The sequence below is a fragment of the Bacillus pumilus genome, assembly GCF_009937765.1.
Classification (GTDB): domain Bacteria; phylum Bacillota; class Bacilli; order Bacillales; family Bacillaceae; genus Bacillus; species Bacillus pumilus_O.
Map to the genome: position 1 here is coordinate 1,460,602 of NZ_CP047089.1, position 16,196 is coordinate 1,476,797.

Below are 16,196 nucleotides of genomic sequence, written 5' to 3' on the forward strand. Positions count from 1 at the left end.
CGTCTATTTTTTATGTTCTCCCCATATATATGTAACAGATGTCGTTAGGGGGGACAAACATGCTTGAAATAATCTTTGAAGATGAATATGATACCGCCGCTTTTTTACATCTTGCTGAACACTTGGACAGTCGGCATCACATGTCAATTCAACAAGGGAAAGACCGACTTCTCATAGAGGCGAAGGAATCAAAAGAAGGACTTGAGCCCATTGTGCGGCCATTACTGGTTCACTTTTTTTTGGAATGCAAAGAAAATGAGCGCATGCGCAGCATTCTTGAAAACACGTATTTATTTAAAGATCCTGAAGAACAGCACCAAATTCTTTCCATCGCCCACAGCATCATGAATGGGGATTTAGATGATATTCCCGGCATTCATCAAGAACCATCAAGAGAAGCCCTGTTAACAAAGGAGCTTGAGACGATTTCTTTACATCAAGGTATTTTTTCAATTGGCTCATTTATGACATTCAGGCTGTCAGAGTATGACAGGAGGCTGAAGAACTATGTTGAAGTCTCCATTGAAGAATACAAAATGGAACAAGAATATCAAAACTTTATTCAATCGCTTCGAGACTATGTGATGGCAAAAGAACCGAAGCTCGAAAAAGTACATGTTGTGCATCAAGATCGCCTGATGATTTGGGAATTTCGGTACGCTTCTGAGCGTGATCAAAAACAATACATAGACAGACAGTTTGTAAGAGAGCATCCAATGTATATTGATTCGCAGCTGATTGCACCACTCGTATCCATAGCGCCTCAAAAAATTGACCTGTTTACAAATGATACAGGTCACTCGATGGTACAAACCATTCAAAATATTTTTCAAGAAAGGGTCGAGGTATTCCCGGCTCATTCATTTCAAGAACACCATGTTCGATTTGTCCATGACCATTTGGAACAGAAAAGTGAAAAGCTTTCTTGATTTTCACGAAAAAACGTTTTATAATACGGTGTAACTTCATACAGAGACCGTATTGATAAGGACATGAACAAATGAACACCCGCTTAAAGAGAGGGAAGCCGAGGCTGAAAGCTTCCTAGCAGAGGACCATTTGCTTTACCACCTTTGAACATCAGCTGTGAACGTTTTAGTAATGGCTGACGGGGATTCCCGTTATCGAACCACAAGCCGTGTTTGCTTATGAAAAAGTAAGCTGCAAATACGGGAAAAAGGGTGGAACCACGATTCCGTTTTATTCAACCTCGTCCCTTTCCAGGGGGCGGGGTTTTTATATTGCCAAAAAAGGAGTGACCAGAGATGTCAGAACAAATTCAACTTACATTTCCAGATGGAGCGGTCAAGGAGTTTGACAAAACAGCTACAACAGAAGACATCGCGGCATCAATTAGCCCAGGCCTAAAGAAAAAAGCGCTTGCCGGTAAATTGAACGGCAAAGAAATAGATCTGCGTACGCCGCTACTAGAAAGTGGAACAATTGAGATCATCACAGATAAAAGTGATGAAGCACTCGACATTATGCGCCACAGCACAGCTCATTTGCTAGCACAGGCAATCAAACGCCTGTATGGAAAAGAACATCACGTTCAGTTTGGCGTAGGTCCTGTGATTGAAAATGGCTTCTACTACGATGTGGACATCGATGTTGCCATCACACCAGAAGATTTACCAAAGATTGAAAAAGAAATGAAAAAAATCATTAACAGCAATTTACCAATCGAGCGAATTGAAGTTTCAAGAGAAGACGCGAAAAAACGCTTTGAAGCGATTGGTGATCAATTAAAGCTTGAGCTGTTAGAAGCGATTCCAGAAGGTGAAGCTGTTACGATTTATGAGCAGGGTGAGTTCTTTGACCTCTGCCGCGGGATTCACTTGCCATCAACAGGGAAAATCAAAGAGTTTAAGCTGCTAAGCCTTGCTGGTGCATACTGGAGAGGTGACAGCAACAATCAAATGCTTCAGCGTATTTACGGTACAGCTTTCTTCAGCAAAGATGATCTAAATGAGCACTTACGCCTGCTTGAAGAAGCGAAAGAACGCGATCACCGTAAACTAGGAAAAGAGCTAAAACTGTTTGCGAACTCTCAAAAGGTAGGTCAAGGTCTACCACTTTGGCTGCCAAAAGGCGCAACGATCCGCCGCGTGATTGAGCGTTACATTGTCGATAAAGAAGTACGCCTTGGTTATGAGCATGTGTATACACCAGTTCTTGCAAATGTTGAATTGTATAAAACATCAGGGCACTGGGCGCATTATCAAGAAGACATGTTCCCTGTGATGGAAATGGACAACGAAGATCTTGTTCTCCGTCCAATGAACTGTCCGCACCATATGATGATTTACAAAAACGAGCCGCATAGCTATCGCGAATTGCCAATTCGTATTGCAGAGCTTGGTACAATGCACCGCTATGAAATGTCAGGTGCTTTATCCGGCCTTCAGCGTGTTCGCGGTATGACATTAAACGATGCCCATATCTTTGTTCGTCCAGATCAAATCAAAGACGAATTCATTCGTACAGTTCGCCTAATTGAAGAAGTGTATCAAGACTTTGGCTTGAATGACTACACATTCCGCTTATCTTACCGTGATCCAGAAGATACTGAGAAGTATTTCGACGATGATGCGATGTGGAATAAAGCACAATCGATGCTAAAGGATGCAATGGACGAGCTTGGTCATGACTATTATGAAGCAGAAGGCGAAGCAGCATTTTATGGTCCGAAGCTTGACGTGCAAGTGAAGACAGCTCTTGGAAAAGAAGAGACACTGTCTACTGTACAGCTTGATTTCTTACTTCCAGAGCGCTTCGATCTCACATATATTGGAGAAGATGGCAAGCACCATCGTCCAGTCGTGATTCATAGAGGTGTTGTTTCTACAATGGAGCGTTTTGTCGCCTTCTTAATTGAAGAATACAAAGGAGCCCTACCAACTTGGCTGGCACCTGTACAATTCCAAGTCATCCCAGTTTCACCGTCTGTCCATTTAGACTATGCGAAAAAAGTACAAGAACGTTTGCAGCTTGAAGGTCTTCGTGTTGAACTTGACAGCCGTGATGAAAAAATCGGATACAAAATTAGAGAAGCGCAAATGCAAAAGATCCCGTACATGCTAGTGGTCGGAGATCAAGAAGCAGAAAATGGCGCAGTCAATGTAAGAAAATACGGAGAGCAAGATTCAGAAACTATGGATCTTGAAGCCTTTGTGAAACATGCAGTCGCAGAAGCGAAAAAATAAATTTTTTCAAGTGAAGCAGCCAGTGATCTTTCTTTTTAGATCACTGGCTTTTTCTTTTGGGAAAATCCTCTACTGGTGATCCAGTCCTTTGAATGATACGTTTAGATAGTGCGAAAGTATGGGTAAGTATGTACTATCGGTTCGAGTTAAATTGGGGGAATGAAAGCGATGATGCAAACAACAAACACTTTATCATTACAAGTACTGGAGCGATCAGCAGTACTTCGGGCGTTGGAACACTCACTGGCGATGATTGAATTTGATGTGACAGGTGAAGTCCTATGGGTCAATGATATTTTTGCAAAAGCCATGGGCTATTCAGCGCAAGAGATGATTGGTTTAAAACATAAACAGTTTTGTCCTCCTCATATTGCAGAACATTCAAGCTATCAGATGTTTTGGAAGCGTTTGAAAGAGGGGCAAGTCTTTCAGGAAAAGGTGCAGCGGACGACGAAGAATGGTAACAGCTTATGGCTTGAAGCGACATATACACCTGTCCGAAATGAAGAGGGACACGTAGTGGGGGTAGTGAAAGTCGCAACAGACATAACAGAGAGAGAAAACACGATGAAACAGGTCGTAGATGACCTAAAGGAGATGTCTGCGAAATTAACGGAGCGAGCGGAAGTAGGCATCCAGCATAGCCAAAGAGTCAATGTCTCCTTTGATCATATAGCAAACGAAACAGATCAGAATATGAGCTTATTAAAAGGATTAAAAGAGCAGGTAGAGTCCATCAGCTCTATCGCTACAACGATTAACAGCATTTCCTCACAAACCCAGCTCCTTGCATTAAATGCGGCGATCGAAGCGGCCCATGCAGGTTCCTATGGAAATGGCTTTAGTGTAGTGGCGGCAGAAATTCGAAAGCTTGCAACGGATTCAAAAGAAGCGATCGTCAAAGTAGATCAATATGTAAAGGCGATTCATGCGGAAGTAGAGAAGGTCAGCAGCGGAACGAACCGTGCCAAAACAACGGTGTTTACAAATCGTGATCTTGTGAAGCAGACAAACGAGGAATTTATCAATATAGGAGAAGCAGCCCGCAATTTAGACAAGCAAGCGCAAAATCTAGCGGAAATTGTGTAGTTTAAGTAAACAAAAAAACACCCAATCTCGTTAGGAGAAGGGTGTTTTCTCGTTTGTTCTATTTTAAAATATCAAACAATTCATGTAAGTCTTTGATTTCATAATCTGGCGTGACATCTGTTTCATTCTTTTTGCCATGTCGATTGATCCAAACGGTTTGAATACCAACGCGAGATGCCCCAAGAATATCTGTTTTTGGATTGTCTCCCACCATGATCACATCATCTTTTGTTAGATTTAACAGCTGAAGGCAGTGCTCAAAGATACCTGGATCGGGTTTGCCTTTCCCGTAATCTCCTGAAATCACAATTTCGTTAAAATAAGGTGCGAGCTCAGGGACACCGGCCAGTTTTTCTTTTTGAAGACTAGGATCTCCGTTTGTTAAAAGGAGCAGTTCATAGTTACCTTTCAGGCGGTTTAAAACAGGGTACGTTTCTTCATAGACAAATGGACGTTTTCTCCGCTCGGCGGCAAAGAAATCAGCCAAATATTGTCCAAATGCTTCATCGTCAATTCCTGCTTCTTTTAAGCCATTGGTCCAAGCGTTCTTGCGATACTCTGGTGCAATGGCGTTCAATTTTTGAAAGCCTTCGCTAATCGGTTCACTAAAATTGGACCACAGGCCTTCGAAAGGATTAATTCCGATCATGACAGTATAATCATATGTTTCATAGGAAGAATACAGCTTTCTTGCTTCTTCACGAACAATCTGTTCAAATGTTTCTGGATTCAGTCCATATTTCTTTTCCGCTTCGCGGCATGTTTCCTGAAAAGTGGTATGAATGCTTTTTTCATCCCAAAGCAAAGTATCATCTAAATCGAAAAATACGGCTTTCATGATCTTCTCCCTTGTTATGTATGTGTTACCTTCAATTGCAAGTGACGGCTCAAGTTCATTTTACAATAGAAGATGAGGGCAATAAAGAAAAGATTTGAGAGATATTTGAACATTGACCGCACATGATAGAATAGAAAGACAGTAAATAATACATACATCAATTGAGGTGGCAGGTTTGCTTCATTTAATTATTATGATGATCGAGCGTGTCGGGATCATCGTTATTTTAGGGTTTGTGCTTGCCCATGTGAAGGGCTTTCGCAATCTATTGCTTCATAATGAAGGGTTTCGAAAAAAGGCAGTCCTTGTCTTTATTTTTGCTTCTTTTAGTATTATCAGCAATTACACAGGAATTGAAATCCAGCAGCAGATGGTCATGAACCATGAGTTTTCCTATCATCTCGGCTCGTCAAGCTCGATTGCCAATACGAGAATCATGGGGATCGAAATGGGCGGATTAATAGGAGGGCCGTTTGTTGGTATTGGCGCAGGGCTTTTAGCTGGTATTCACCGTTATTCATTAGGAGGAAGCACGGCACTCAGCTGTGCGATTTCTTCGATTTTAGCCGGTGTGATTGCAGGCTATGTCGGGAGTAGGTTTAAGCGGAAGAATCGAATGGTGACACCTCGCCAAGCCGCACTTTTTGGTGTGGCAATGGAATCGTTGCAGATGGTCATTATCCTTCTATTTGCAAAGCCATTTGCTGATGCTTGGGGGCTTGTGAGTATTATTGCCTTGCCGATGATTTTTGTGAATGGAATTGGTAGCTTTATCTTTTTATCAATCTTACAGTCAGTCATTCGGCAAGAAGAGCAAGCAAAGGCGATGCAGACACACCGCGTGTTTTCAATCGCCGATCAAACGCTGCCTTTCTTCCGCCAAGGGTTAAATGAACAGTCATGTAAAAGTGTGGCGGAGATCATTCATCGATTAACAGAAACAGATGCGGTCTCCTTAACCGATACAGAAAAGATTTTAGCGCATGTCGGTGATGGGACAGATCATCATATTCCATCGAAAAGCCTCATTACAGGGCTGTCGAAACAAGTATTGATGAGCGGCAAAATTATGAAGGCACATTCGAAAGACGAAATTAATTGTTCAGTCACCCATTGCCCGCTTCAAGCGGCGATTGTGCTGCCCCTCACCTCCAATGGTCAAACGATTGGAACATTAAAAATGTATTTCAATTCTCCGGTCGGATTAAGCTTGGTGGAAGAGGAGCTTGCAGAGGGTTTGGCGATGCTATTTTCTACACAGCTTGAGCTTGGGGAGGCGGAGACCCAAAGCCGTCTGCTAAAGGATGCAGAGATCAAAGCACTTCAAGCGCAAGTGAATCCGCACTTTTTATTTAACGCCATTAATACCATCTCTGTTTTGTGTAGAACGAATGTAGAGATGGCTAGGAAGTTGCTGCTTCAGCTGAGTATTTATTTTCGATCCAATTTGCAAGGCGCCCGCCAGCTGCTCATCCCACTTCATAAAGAAATACAGCATGTAGAAGCATATTTGTCACTTGAACAAGCAAGGTTTCCAAATAAATATCACGTGACCTTTCAAATTGAAAAGGAGCTGGAGCAGGTGATGATTCCGCCATTTGTGCTTCAGGTACTTGTTGAAAATGCAGTGAGACATGCTTTTCCTAAACATCAAACGAGCTGTGAAGTCATCGTATCCGCTGTGATGAAAGATGGACATGTCAATATGAAAGTGACGGATAATGGACAAGGAATCGAGAATGACAAGATGGCTCAGTTATTAAAAGCGCCTGTTGAATCAAAAGAAGGAACAGGTACGGCTCTTTTTAATTTAGATCAGCGGTTAAGAGGGATTTTTGGCAGACAAGCAGCTCTATCCATTCATAGCAGCCAAGGCACTGACATCTCATTTCGCATTCCAATGGACTATGTAAAAAAGGATGATTTTCGTTGATAAACGTATTAATCGTAGATGATGAAGTGTTAGCAAGAGACGAATTAAAATACTTATTACGCAGAACGAAAGAGGATGTTCAAATAGAGGAAGCAGAAAATATAGAATCAGCTTTTGACCGGATGGTGGATCATAAGCCGGACCTGCTCTTTTTAGACATTGATTTATCAGGTGAAAATGGATTTGATATTGCCAAAAGGCTCAACCGGATGTCTGATCCGCCAGCGATTGTATTTGCGACAGCCTTTGATCAATATGCGCTAAAGGCGTTTGAGGTCAGTGCGCTTGATTACTTAACAAAACCATTTGATGAAGAGCGGCTTTTGCAAACGATCCAAAAGTTTAAAAAGTGGAAGTCTGTTGAGACGCAAGACCACCAGCTATCAGATGAGAAAATTCCCCATCAGCAAAAATTAGCCATCTCAGTCGATGATTCAATTGTCATTCTGCAAGTAGAAGAGATCATGTATGTAGGGCTTAGTGAGGGAAAAAAGGTTGTAAAAACAAAGGATCACATGTACGAGGTCACAGAACCGCTTGTGGTCATTGAAAAGAAACTCCCTGAGGCTTACTTTATGAGGGTTCATCGAAGCTATATCGTGAACACCTCTCATATGAAAGAAGTACAGCCGTGGTTTAATTCGACGTATAATCTGCATATGACAGACGGATCGATTATTCCTGTCAGCCGTACGTACGCCAAAGAACTAAAGAAGTCGCTCCTACTAGAATAGGACGGCTTTTTTATTTGTATTTCAATACTCGTTTTCTGCATTTCATTCATTGAATCCGGCGAGTTTGATTGTAAACGCTTCATTCATTTATTTCATGCCGTATACTGAGGTCAGTCGAAGAAAGAGGTGAAGGGGCATGAGTGCCACTAAAGTATATGGATTTCTATCTCAAGCATTTATCTTTGCAACCGTAATGTTCGTTTCTAATCTCATTTCAATGTATTTACCCATTCCGATGCCTGCATCTGTGATTGGTCTAGTTCTATTATTTGTTTTGCTGACAACGAAAATCGTCAAACTGGAGCAGGTGGAGCAATTAGGTACATCATTGACAGGGCTCATTAGCTTTCTATTTGTTCCCTCTGGTATTTCGGTTATTCAATCACTAGGTGTCATGCAAGAAGTAGGTGTGCAAGTCGTCGGTGTTATCATCATTGCAACGATTATGTTGCTTGCAGCGACAGGGCTATTTTCACAGCTTCTCATGCAATTATCAGAAAAACCACAGAAACGTAAAGAGACAAAGGAGAGCAAATCGACTCCTTCTCATTCTAATAAACCAGCTTCAAGTACGCATTAAAGGAGAGATGCAGGATGGGTACAAGTACAATGAGTCCTTATTTTGGTATAGTCGTCTCATTAGTCGCCTTTGGAATCGGTACATTCTTATTTAAAAAATCAAAAGGCTTCTTCTTATTCACACCACTGTTTGTAGCCATGTTGTTAGGTATTTTATTTTTAAAAATTGGCGGTTTTTCCTATGCAGATTATAATGAGGGCGGCAAGATTATCAAGTTTTTCTTAGAGCCCGCGACCATTGCTTTCGCTATTCCGCTTTATAAGCAGCGTGCATTGCTTAAAAAATATTGGTGGCAGATTTTATCCGCTATTTTTGTAGGATCACTTTGTTCCATTACAATTGTGTATGTCGTAGCAAAAGGAATTCATCTTGATGCAGCTGTCATGAAAAGTATGCTCCCACAGGCAGCGACGACAGCGATTGCTCTTCCGATTGCAAAGGATATTGGCGGAATTGCAGATATCACAGCCTTTGCGGTCATATTTAATGCAGTCATCGTGTATGCGCTAGGTGCTTTCTTCTTAAAATGGTTTCGAATTAAAAATCCAGTGGCAAAAGGGCTTGCACTTGGTACATCAGGACATGCACTTGGCGTCTCTGTTGGAATTGAGATGGGTGAAGTAGAAGCGGCCATGGCAAGTATCGCCGTTGTGGTCGTAGGAGTTGTGACCGTCATTGTCATCCCAATCTTTATGCAATTCATCCTTTGATGGCGTCATTGTTTTGAAAAAGCCTTGCTCTATTCGTTTAATCATGCTAGAATGAAAAAGTTGTTTCAAGAGTTCGGTTACTTGACGGACAAATGAAAATTGTGTAGAATAATTAACGAATTGAATAGATATCACAAGCAGAAGCACCCGCTTCTCACCTGATTGACACGTGTTTGTAGTTGACAGGTTGACCGTACATTTATTTTTTCATGCAAATGTTCGCAGTGTGGGTGTTTTATATGCCCACACTTTTTGTTTGCCTGTAAAACATACAACGAAATGGTCAAAATGAATTGTGAACTCAATTCAAAATCTCATGGAGGTGGCTCACTATTAGCAAAGATCAATTAGTTAATGAAGGTATTCGTGCGCGTGAAGTTCGTTTGATCGGACAAAATGGCGATCAGCTGGGAATTAAAACCCGCCAGGAAGCTCTGGAAATTGCTACGAAAGCCAATCTTGACCTTGTGTTAGTTGCTGCAAATGCAAAACCACCTGTTTGCCGAATCATGGACTACGGTAAGTTCCGATTCGAACAGCAGAAGAAGGAAAAAGAGGCACGTAAGAATCAAAAAATCATTAGCTTAAAAGAAGTTCGGTTGAGCCCGACAATCGATGAACATGATTTTAACACGAAGCTCCGTAATGCAATCAAATTCCTTGAAAAGGGCGATAAAGTGAAAGCTTCTATCCGCTTTAAAGGCCGTGCGATTACGCATAAAGAAATCGGACAGCGCGTGTTAGACCGTTTCTCTGAAGCTTGCGCTGAAGTAGCAACAGTAGAAACAAAACCTAAGATGGACGGACGCAGCATGTTCCTCATGCTTGCACCAAAAGTCGAAAAGTAAAGTAACAGAGGGAGGAAACATCCAATGCCAAAAATGAAAACTCACCGCGGATCTGCTAAACGTTTCAAAAAAACAGGTTCTGGTAAACTTAAACGTTCTCATGCGTACACAAGTCACTTGTTCGCTAACAAATCTACAAAGCAAAAACGTAAATTGCGTAAGAGCGCAATCGTAAGTGCTGGAGATTTCAAACGCATCAAACAACAACTTGCAAACATCAAGTAATCTGGAATAGGAATCATAGGAGGGAATTACAATGCCAAGAGTAAAAGGCGGAACTGTGTCGCGTCAGCGTCGTAAAAAGGTTCTTAAATTAGCAAAAGGTTATTTCGGTTCAAAACATAGATTATATAAAGTAGCAAACCAACAGGTGATGAAATCTGGAAACTACGCTTTCCGTGACCGTCGTCAGAAAAAACGTGACTTCCGTAAACTATGGATCACTCGTATCAATGCTGCAGCTCGCATGAACGGTCTTTCTTACAGCCGTTTAATGCATGGCCTAAAGCTTTCTGGTATCGAAGTAAACCGCAAAATGCTTGCTGACCTTGCTGTGAATGACCTAAGTGCATTCAATCAGCTTGCTGATGCTGCAAAAGCACAACTAGACAAGTAAGTCATATAAAAGATCATTCCGTCGAGGGATGATCTTTTTTGCTCATCATGTGAGGTGAAATAAATGAATATCGCGTTAATTGTGCTGCTCATCTTGGTAAATGGCTATGGTTTCTTTCTTATGGGAGAGGACAAGCGCCGGGCAAAAGCGCATAAATGGAGGATTTCAGAGGCTCACTTATGGAGTGCTGCCGTGCTTTTTGGGGCTGCTGGATCGTATCTAGGGATGCAATATTTTCGTCATAAAACAAAGCATCCTGCCTTTCAAATTGGCATGCCCGTGTTAATCATGGTGCAGTTGATCATATTAGGATATCAGTTCATCTGAAAAAGGAGCAGACGCCGTCAAGACGGCGTATCTGCTCCTTTCTTTTGTTTGATTTTTTTAATGGGTTGATCCCAATCAATTTTTGTTTGAGGATAACGTTCGATAATGTTTTCCTCCAATTTTTCAAAGTCTTCTAATGTAAATTCACTTAGCTTCTCAGGTGACTCCGTCCAAACGTAAATGGAGTGGACAAACAGAGGATGATCCTTAGAAGGAACATGCTTCTCCCCTTCAAACAAGACACCTTTATAGACGAAATTAAAATTTTTACGTGCATTTTGTTGTTCGTCCATAAAATAAAAGCCTTCTTTTAATTGTGCTTGTTTCAGCTTTCTTCTCGGATTTGAGAAGAATTTTACCGCCATGTAGAAGATGTAGACAAGCAGTGCAACAAGAGCTAGTCTAATGAGGATTACAAACATGACAGGATGCACCTCCAATACCGTTATCTGATGTACTACGAATGAAAAGGCCAAAAGGTTTCAACTTTTTTTAAAAAAATATTTCGGAAAACGAAAAAATATTCATAAAAAGATCGTATTGAACGAAAGAGGTTTTGTATAATAAGAATGCACCATGAAGATAAAGGAGGATATATGGAATGACAAAGCTAGATCAAACATTAACTATGCTGAAAGACCTAACGGATGCAAAAGGGATTCCAGGAAATGAACGTGATGTCAAAAAAGTCATGCAGACATACATAGAATCATATGCAGATGAAGTCTCTAGTGACCGCCTTGGCAGCTTAATCGCTAAGAAGGAAGGAAACGCAAACGGACCTAAAATTATGCTTGCTGGTCACTTGGATGAAGTCGGATTCATGGTGACAAAAATTGATGACAAAGGCTACATTCGTTTCCAAACTGTCGGTGGATGGTGGTCACAGGTCATGCTCGCGCAGCGTGTCACCATTGTAACGAAAAAGGGAGACATTACAGGGGTGATTGGCTCAAAGCCGCCACACGTCTTGTCACCTGAAGCACGAAAAAAGTCGATTGAGATTAAAGATATGTTTATTGATATCGGTGCATCAAGCAAAGAACAGGCAATGGAGTGGGGCGTTCTGCCTGGAGATCAAATCGTTCCTTATTTTGAGTTTACAGTGATGAATGATGAAAAAATGCTCCTTGCAAAAGCATGGGACAACCGTATCGGCTGTGCAGTAGCAATTGATGTCATGAAGAACTTACACAATACTCAGCATGAGAATATTGCTTATAGTGTTTCAACTGTACAAGAGGAAGTTGGCCTGCGTGGTGCCAAAACAGCAGCGTCTACAATTCAGCCTGATATTGGATTTGCCATTGATGTTGGTGTAGCAGGAGACACGCCGGGCATCACTGAAAAAGAAGCAACGAGCAAACTTGGCAAAGGGCCGACGATTGTTGTATTTGATGCTTCGATGGTATCTCATAAAGGGCTTCGCGATTTTGTTGTCCAAACAGCGGATGAATTGAACATCCCTTACCAATATGATTCCATGCCTGGCGGCGGGACAGATGCTGGCGGTATCCATTTAACAGGTCATGGTGTGCCATCACTATCGATCGGGATACCAAGCAGATATATCCATACCCATGCTGCGATGATTCACCGAGATGATTATGAAAATGCAGTGAAGCTTTTAACAGAAGTGATCAAAAGACTTGATCAAAAAACGGTTGAGCAGATCACGTACGGTTCTTAAGTAAGAAAGCCTTTCCTCAAATAGGGGAAGGGCTTTTTTATTTCAGTGAATTTCCCAGGAAATGAATGCTGTTTTTTCATTACGTCAAAAAGAACTGTTTTTGACAGAAGAAGAAAACATATTCTAGTGAATAAGGCACATGTGATCTGGCTTTTATTTTTGTAAGATGAAAGCAATAAAAAGGACAGAGCCTAAAGAATGCCCTGTCAAAAGAGAGTTTATGGAAGTAGGTGAAGATACCTCAAGAATAAACATATTATTCTTATTTGTCAACTTGGTTTTAAAAGAAAGAAAAATCAATCAATTTATGTTATATTTGTAACAAATTGTTTGTGCAAAGGGGATGGTTAAATGAATGCGGTTACAATTGTCATAGCTTCTATGTGTATTTTAGCGATTGCCTATCGTCTTTATGGCACTTTTATGATGGTCAAGGTCTTAAAGGTGACAGACGATCATCCTACACCAGCTCACACATTAGAGGACGGAAAAGATTATGTGCCAACCAATAAGTGGGTCACATTTGGGCATCACTTTGCTGCGATTGCAGCTGCCGGTCCGTTAGTGGGGCCGATTTTAGCCGCACAATTCGGGTATTTACCGGGTCTTCTTTGGCTGTTAATTGGCGCAGTGATTGGCGGAGCTGTACATGATCTTGTCGTCTTATTTGCGTCGATGAGAAAAAAGGGGAAATCGTTATCTGAGGTAGCAAAGGAAGAGCTAGGACCTGTCGCAGGATTTTGTACAGGGCTTGCGATGCTGTTTATCATTACGATCACAATGGCAGGTTTGTCCATGGTTGTGCTTCATGCGTTAGAACGTAACCCTTGGGGGACATTTGCAGTCGGAATCACGATTCCAATTGCGATGGGGGTTGGTCTTTATTATAAAAAGACAGGCAATTTAAAACTGGCGACAACTGCGGGATTTATTTTGCTGATGGTCGGTGTATTCCTTGGGCCGAATATTCAAGGAACGGCACTTGGCGATCTTTTAACACTTGATACAAAAACGCTTGCTCTTGCTTTACCGATCTATGCTTTTTTTGCTGCGGCATTGCCGGTTTGGCTGCTGCTCGCACCGAGGGACTATTTAAGTAGCTTTATGAAAATAGGTGTTTTTATCGCATTGATTGCTGGAATCTTTGTTGTCAATCCAACGATTCAATTCCCAGCGTTTACGGAGTTTGTCAATGGAGGAGGTCCTGTTTTAGCTGGTCCTGTCTGGCCGTTTATTTCGATTACTATTGCTTGCGGGGCCATTTCTGGTTTCCACGCATTTGTTGGATCTGGAACAACGCCTAAGATGCTTGATCGATGGAGCGATATGAAGCCTGTCGCTTTTGGCGCAATGCTAGTCGAATGTCTAGTTGGAATTATGGCGTTAATTGCCGCTACGGCTCTTCATCCAGGTGATTATTTTGCGATAAATAGTACGCCAGAAGTGTTCCGGACTCTCGGGATGAGTGTCGAGAACCTTCCGCAGCTGAGTAAGGAAATTGGTCTTGATTTAGAAGGAAGAACGGGTGGAGCTGTGACATTAGCTGTAGGAATGGCGTATATCTTTACGGGAATTCCGTTCTTTGGTCATTTGGCGTCTTATTTTTTCCAATTTGTCATTATGTTTGAAGCTGTCTTTATTTTAACCGCTATTGATGCAGGAACACGTGTGGCACGTTATTTAATTCAAGACTTTTTTGGCGAAGCTTATAAACCGCTTAAACGAAATGACTGGGTCCCTGGGTCGGTGTTCGCAAGTGCGCTTGCTTGTTTTATGTGGGGGTATTTGCTTTACTCTGGAGACATCGGGTCCATTTGGGCACTGTTTGGGGTGTCAAACCAGTTAATGGCATCGGTCGGACTTATCATCGGAGCAACCGTTGTATTAAAAATTGCAGATAAAAGGCGCTATATGCTGACTTGTTTAATTCCACTTGCTTACTTATATGTGACAGTGAATTATGCGGGCTATTGGATGGTAGCAAATGTATACCTTAATCCCGAGGCATCGGGTTACAGTGTGCTAAATGCGGTGCTGTCAATCATTATGCTGATCTTAGGATTTGTGATTATTGTGTTTGCGATTAAAAAATGGGTTGACATTTGGCGTGATCCAACGCTTCGAATGGAAACACCGATCACTGGCTAAATGAAAAAGCCGGTTTGCTATGATAAGCAAACCGGCTTTTTTTATTGCTGCTGATGAGGCTTTAAGCCTTGCTCTAATGTTTCAAGAATCTCGTTCTTCTCGTTTTCTGATGCTTCTTGCCATAGCACTTCAAACAACACGCCAAGGCCTGGCAACATTTTTTCCTCACCGCTTTGAATGGCATCTAAAATCGTATGCTCAAGCTGTTCTTGATTATGGCCAGTAATGTTTTGAATGACTGCGCCTCTTAAATTAAAATCCATTACCCACACTCCTTTTTTGATGGTGATAGCCCTATTCTGTCTCAAAGACAGGTTTATTATGTAGTGTGCATGAGATATAATAAATTCATGATATTTAAAGGAGTTAAAGTCACTTGAAATATATAGAATCAGCAAAAAACACACACATTAAACAGTGGAAAAAGCTCCATACGAAAAAAGAACGAACGAAAACGGGGCTGTTTCTCGTGGAGGGAATCCACTTAGTCGAAGAAGCATTGAAGAGCCGAGCTGTGAAAGAATTAATGGTCACATCGCCTGATAAGCTTCCTTCTCATATCGATCCTGACATTGAGCTTTATGAACTGAGCGAAGAAGCCTTTTTTGCCATGACCGAAACGGAAACGCCTCAGCACATCGCGGCAGTTTGTACAGTTCCTGTATTTGAAGAAAAGAAGTATGAACGACTTCTTCTGTTAGATGCAGTGCAGGACCCAGGTAATTTAGGCACACTCATTCGGACAGCAGATGCAGCAGGTCTTGATGCTGTGATCTTAGGCGATGGAACAGTTGATGCGTATAACGGAAAAACGCTCCGTTCCGCACAAGGGTCACATTTCCACCTACCCATTTTAAAGCAAAGCCTTCAGCAGACCATAGCAGCATGTAAGGAGCAAGGCATTCCTGTATACGGAAGCGCGCTAAACAATGCGAAAGCGTATAAAAGCGTAACGGCAGAAGGTCCGTTTGCGTTGATTGTGGGTAATGAAGGAGGGGGTATAAACCCAGAGATTCTTCAAATGACTGACCACAATTTATATGTGCCAATGTATGGACAGGCTGAATCATTAAATGTGGCTGTTGCAGCGGCAGTTCTTGTTTATCATTTGCGTGGATAGTGTTGCAACATGCGCTCATTTTCACTATAATGAAACTAATATTTTAAAAACCATGATAGAGGAAGATTGTTTCAAGGAGCGGCCTTATAGGGAGAATGCATCGTAGACTGAAAGTGCATTTAAGGAATGCGGAAACAGGAATTCACCTCTGGAGTTGTCACCGGGACCGCAAGCTTTGCGTAAAGGTGAACCGGATTCGTTTGATTCCGTTATGTCAATGAAGCTTATTCGCACATGTATTTGTGCTTAACAAGGGTGGTACCGCGACCACAACTCGTCCCTTCTTTTCTAGAGGGGACGGGTTTTTTATTGTCTTCAAACGATCAAACAGCCGTTTATCCAGGCGGTTTTGTATAT

17 protein-coding genes and 1 other annotated feature are annotated in these 16,196 nt (G+C 41.8%); of the genes, 14 read left to right on the forward strand and 3 right to left on the reverse strand.

The genetic code is table 11. From position 1 onward, the window contains the following. The first annotated feature begins 59 nt into the window (after window positions 1–59). The 3 genes from ytxC to GPS65_RS07080 all read left to right on the forward strand — a co-directional run bounded on the left by ytxC (window position 60) and on the right by GPS65_RS07080 (window position 4,295). Window positions 60–929, forward strand: coding sequence for a putative sporulation protein YtxC (ytxC, locus tag GPS65_RS07070; protein WP_012010847.1), 870 nt, complete (start codon window positions 60–62; stop codon window positions 927–929). 336 nt (window positions 930–1,265) lie between these two features. After that, entirely contained in the window at window positions 1,266–3,206 is a 1,941-nt protein-coding gene (gene thrS / locus GPS65_RS07075; RefSeq protein ID WP_012010846.1) for a threonine--tRNA ligase, read from the forward strand. Window positions 3,207–3,374: 168 nt separating this feature from the next. After that, window positions 3,375–4,295: a methyl-accepting chemotaxis protein gene (locus tag GPS65_RS07080; protein ID WP_144481855.1), complete on the forward strand. Its 921-nt coding sequence runs from the start codon at window positions 3,375–3,377 to the stop codon at window positions 4,293–4,295. Between the two features lie 58 nt (window positions 4,296–4,353). Here GPS65_RS07080 and GPS65_RS07085 read toward each other — a convergent pair whose 3' ends face one another. Then, complete coding sequence (locus tag GPS65_RS07085; RefSeq protein ID WP_012010844.1) at window positions 4,354–5,133, reverse strand: HAD family hydrolase; 780 nt, start codon at window positions 5,131–5,133, stop codon at window positions 4,354–4,356. A 175-nt stretch (window positions 5,134–5,308) separates the two neighbouring features. Between GPS65_RS07085 and GPS65_RS07090 the strand changes: the two genes are divergently transcribed. The 8 genes from GPS65_RS07090 (at window position 5,309) to GPS65_RS07125 (ending at window position 10,881) form a co-directional block, all read left to right on the forward strand. Next, window positions 5,309–7,066, forward strand: coding sequence for a sensor histidine kinase (locus GPS65_RS07090; RefSeq protein WP_119125207.1), 1,758 nt, complete (start codon window positions 5,309–5,311; stop codon window positions 7,064–7,066). Then, window positions 7,063–7,800 carry a LytR/AlgR family response regulator transcription factor gene (locus GPS65_RS07095; protein WP_044139936.1) on the forward strand — a complete coding sequence of 246 codons (738 nt, stop codon included), beginning with the start codon at window positions 7,063–7,065 and terminating at the stop codon, window positions 7,798–7,800. Before GPS65_RS07090 ends, GPS65_RS07095 begins: the two co-directional genes overlap by 4 nt. Before the next feature lie 136 nt (window positions 7,801–7,936). Next, the gene (lrgA, locus tag GPS65_RS07100) at window positions 7,937–8,380 is read left to right on the forward strand and encodes an antiholin-like murein hydrolase modulator LrgA (RefSeq protein WP_012010841.1); all 444 of its coding nucleotides are present in this window, start codon (window positions 7,937–7,939) and stop codon (window positions 8,378–8,380) included. Window positions 8,381–8,394: 14 nt separating this feature from the next. Continuing rightward, entirely contained in the window at window positions 8,395–9,090 is a 696-nt protein-coding gene (gene lrgB / locus GPS65_RS07105; protein WP_012010840.1) for an antiholin-like protein LrgB, read from the forward strand. 129 nt (window positions 9,091–9,219) lie between these two features. Further along, window positions 9,220–9,351: a sequence feature (ribosomal protein L20 leader region), on the forward strand. 71 nt (window positions 9,352–9,422) lie between these two features. Then, a complete protein-coding gene (gene infC, locus GPS65_RS07110; RefSeq protein ID WP_024718649.1) occupies window positions 9,423–9,938 on the forward strand; it encodes a translation initiation factor IF-3 in 516 nt (171 codons plus the stop codon). A 24-nt stretch (window positions 9,939–9,962) separates the two neighbouring features. Further along, window positions 9,963–10,163 carry a 50S ribosomal protein L35 gene (rpmI, locus tag GPS65_RS07115; RefSeq protein ID WP_003216324.1) on the forward strand — a complete coding sequence of 67 codons (201 nt, stop codon included), beginning with the start codon at window positions 9,963–9,965 and terminating at the stop codon, window positions 10,161–10,163. A 31-nt stretch (window positions 10,164–10,194) separates the two neighbouring features. Next, on the forward strand, window positions 10,195–10,554 hold the full coding sequence (gene rplT / locus GPS65_RS07120; RefSeq protein WP_003216409.1) for a 50S ribosomal protein L20: 360 nt from the start codon (window positions 10,195–10,197) through the stop codon (window positions 10,552–10,554). Window positions 10,555–10,617: 63 nt separating this feature from the next. Beyond that, a complete protein-coding gene (locus GPS65_RS07125; RefSeq protein ID WP_012010839.1) occupies window positions 10,618–10,881 on the forward strand; it encodes a DUF1294 domain-containing protein in 264 nt (87 codons plus the stop codon). A 17-nt stretch (window positions 10,882–10,898) separates the two neighbouring features. Here the strand turns inward: GPS65_RS07125 and GPS65_RS07130 are convergent, their stop codons facing one another. Continuing rightward, window positions 10,899–11,303 carry a hypothetical protein gene (locus tag GPS65_RS07130; protein ID WP_003216690.1) on the reverse strand — a complete coding sequence of 135 codons (405 nt, stop codon included), beginning with the start codon at window positions 11,301–11,303 and terminating at the stop codon, window positions 10,899–10,901. A gap of 179 nt (window positions 11,304–11,482) precedes the next feature. On the opposite strand from GPS65_RS07130, the gene GPS65_RS07135 reads away from it, so the two are divergent. Then, a complete protein-coding gene (locus GPS65_RS07135; protein WP_119125205.1) occupies window positions 11,483–12,571 on the forward strand; it encodes a M42 family metallopeptidase in 1,089 nt (362 codons plus the stop codon). 351 nt (window positions 12,572–12,922) lie between these two features. Beyond that, window positions 12,923–14,719, forward strand: coding sequence for a carbon starvation protein CstA (gene cstA, locus GPS65_RS07140; RefSeq protein ID WP_012010836.1), 1,797 nt, complete (start codon window positions 12,923–12,925; stop codon window positions 14,717–14,719). 41 nt (window positions 14,720–14,760) lie between these two features. On the opposite strand, the gene sspI is transcribed toward cstA, so the two are convergent. Beyond that, window positions 14,761–14,982 carry a small acid-soluble spore protein SspI gene (gene sspI / locus GPS65_RS07145; RefSeq protein ID WP_003216243.1) on the reverse strand — a complete coding sequence of 74 codons (222 nt, stop codon included), beginning with the start codon at window positions 14,980–14,982 and terminating at the stop codon, window positions 14,761–14,763. Window positions 14,983–15,095: 113 nt separating this feature from the next. Here sspI and GPS65_RS07150 point away from each other — a divergent pair, with 113 nt between their 5' ends. Further along, window positions 15,096–15,839: a TrmH family RNA methyltransferase gene (locus GPS65_RS07150; RefSeq protein ID WP_012010835.1), complete on the forward strand. Its 744-nt coding sequence runs from the start codon at window positions 15,096–15,098 to the stop codon at window positions 15,837–15,839. The last annotated feature ends 357 nt before the right edge of the window (window positions 15,840–16,196 follow it).

Excerpts from the sequence above, each read along its gene's own strand:
- ytxC (WP_012010847.1), top strand. The coding sequence starts at position 60 with ATGCTTGAAATAATCTTTGAAGATGAATATGATACCGCCGCTTTTTTA.
- thrS (WP_012010846.1), top strand. The coding sequence starts at position 1,266 with ATGTCAGAACAAATTCAACTTACATTTCCAGATGGAGCGGTCAAGGAG.
- GPS65_RS07080 (WP_144481855.1), top strand. The coding sequence starts at position 3,375 with ATGATGCAAACAACAAACACTTTATCATTACAAGTACTGGAGCGATCA.
- GPS65_RS07085 (WP_012010844.1), bottom strand. The coding sequence starts at position 5,133 with ATGAAAGCCGTATTTTTCGATTTAGATGATACTTTGCTTTGGGATGAA.
- lrgA (WP_012010841.1), top strand. The coding sequence starts at position 7,937 with ATGAGTGCCACTAAAGTATATGGATTTCTATCTCAAGCATTTATCTTT.
- lrgB (WP_012010840.1), top strand. The coding sequence starts at position 8,395 with ATGGGTACAAGTACAATGAGTCCTTATTTTGGTATAGTCGTCTCATTA.
- rpmI (WP_003216324.1), top strand. The coding sequence starts at position 9,963 with ATGCCAAAAATGAAAACTCACCGCGGATCTGCTAAACGTTTCAAAAAA.
- rplT (WP_003216409.1), top strand. The coding sequence starts at position 10,195 with ATGCCAAGAGTAAAAGGCGGAACTGTGTCGCGTCAGCGTCGTAAAAAG.
- GPS65_RS07125 (WP_012010839.1), top strand. The coding sequence starts at position 10,618 with ATGAATATCGCGTTAATTGTGCTGCTCATCTTGGTAAATGGCTATGGT.
- GPS65_RS07130 (WP_003216690.1), bottom strand. The coding sequence starts at position 11,303 with ATGTTTGTAATCCTCATTAGACTAGCTCTTGTTGCACTGCTTGTCTAC.
- GPS65_RS07135 (WP_119125205.1), top strand. The coding sequence starts at position 11,483 with ATGACAAAGCTAGATCAAACATTAACTATGCTGAAAGACCTAACGGAT.
- cstA (WP_012010836.1), top strand. The coding sequence starts at position 12,923 with ATGAATGCGGTTACAATTGTCATAGCTTCTATGTGTATTTTAGCGATT.
- sspI (WP_003216243.1), bottom strand. The coding sequence starts at position 14,982 with ATGGATTTTAATTTAAGAGGCGCAGTCATTCAAAACATTACTGGCCAT.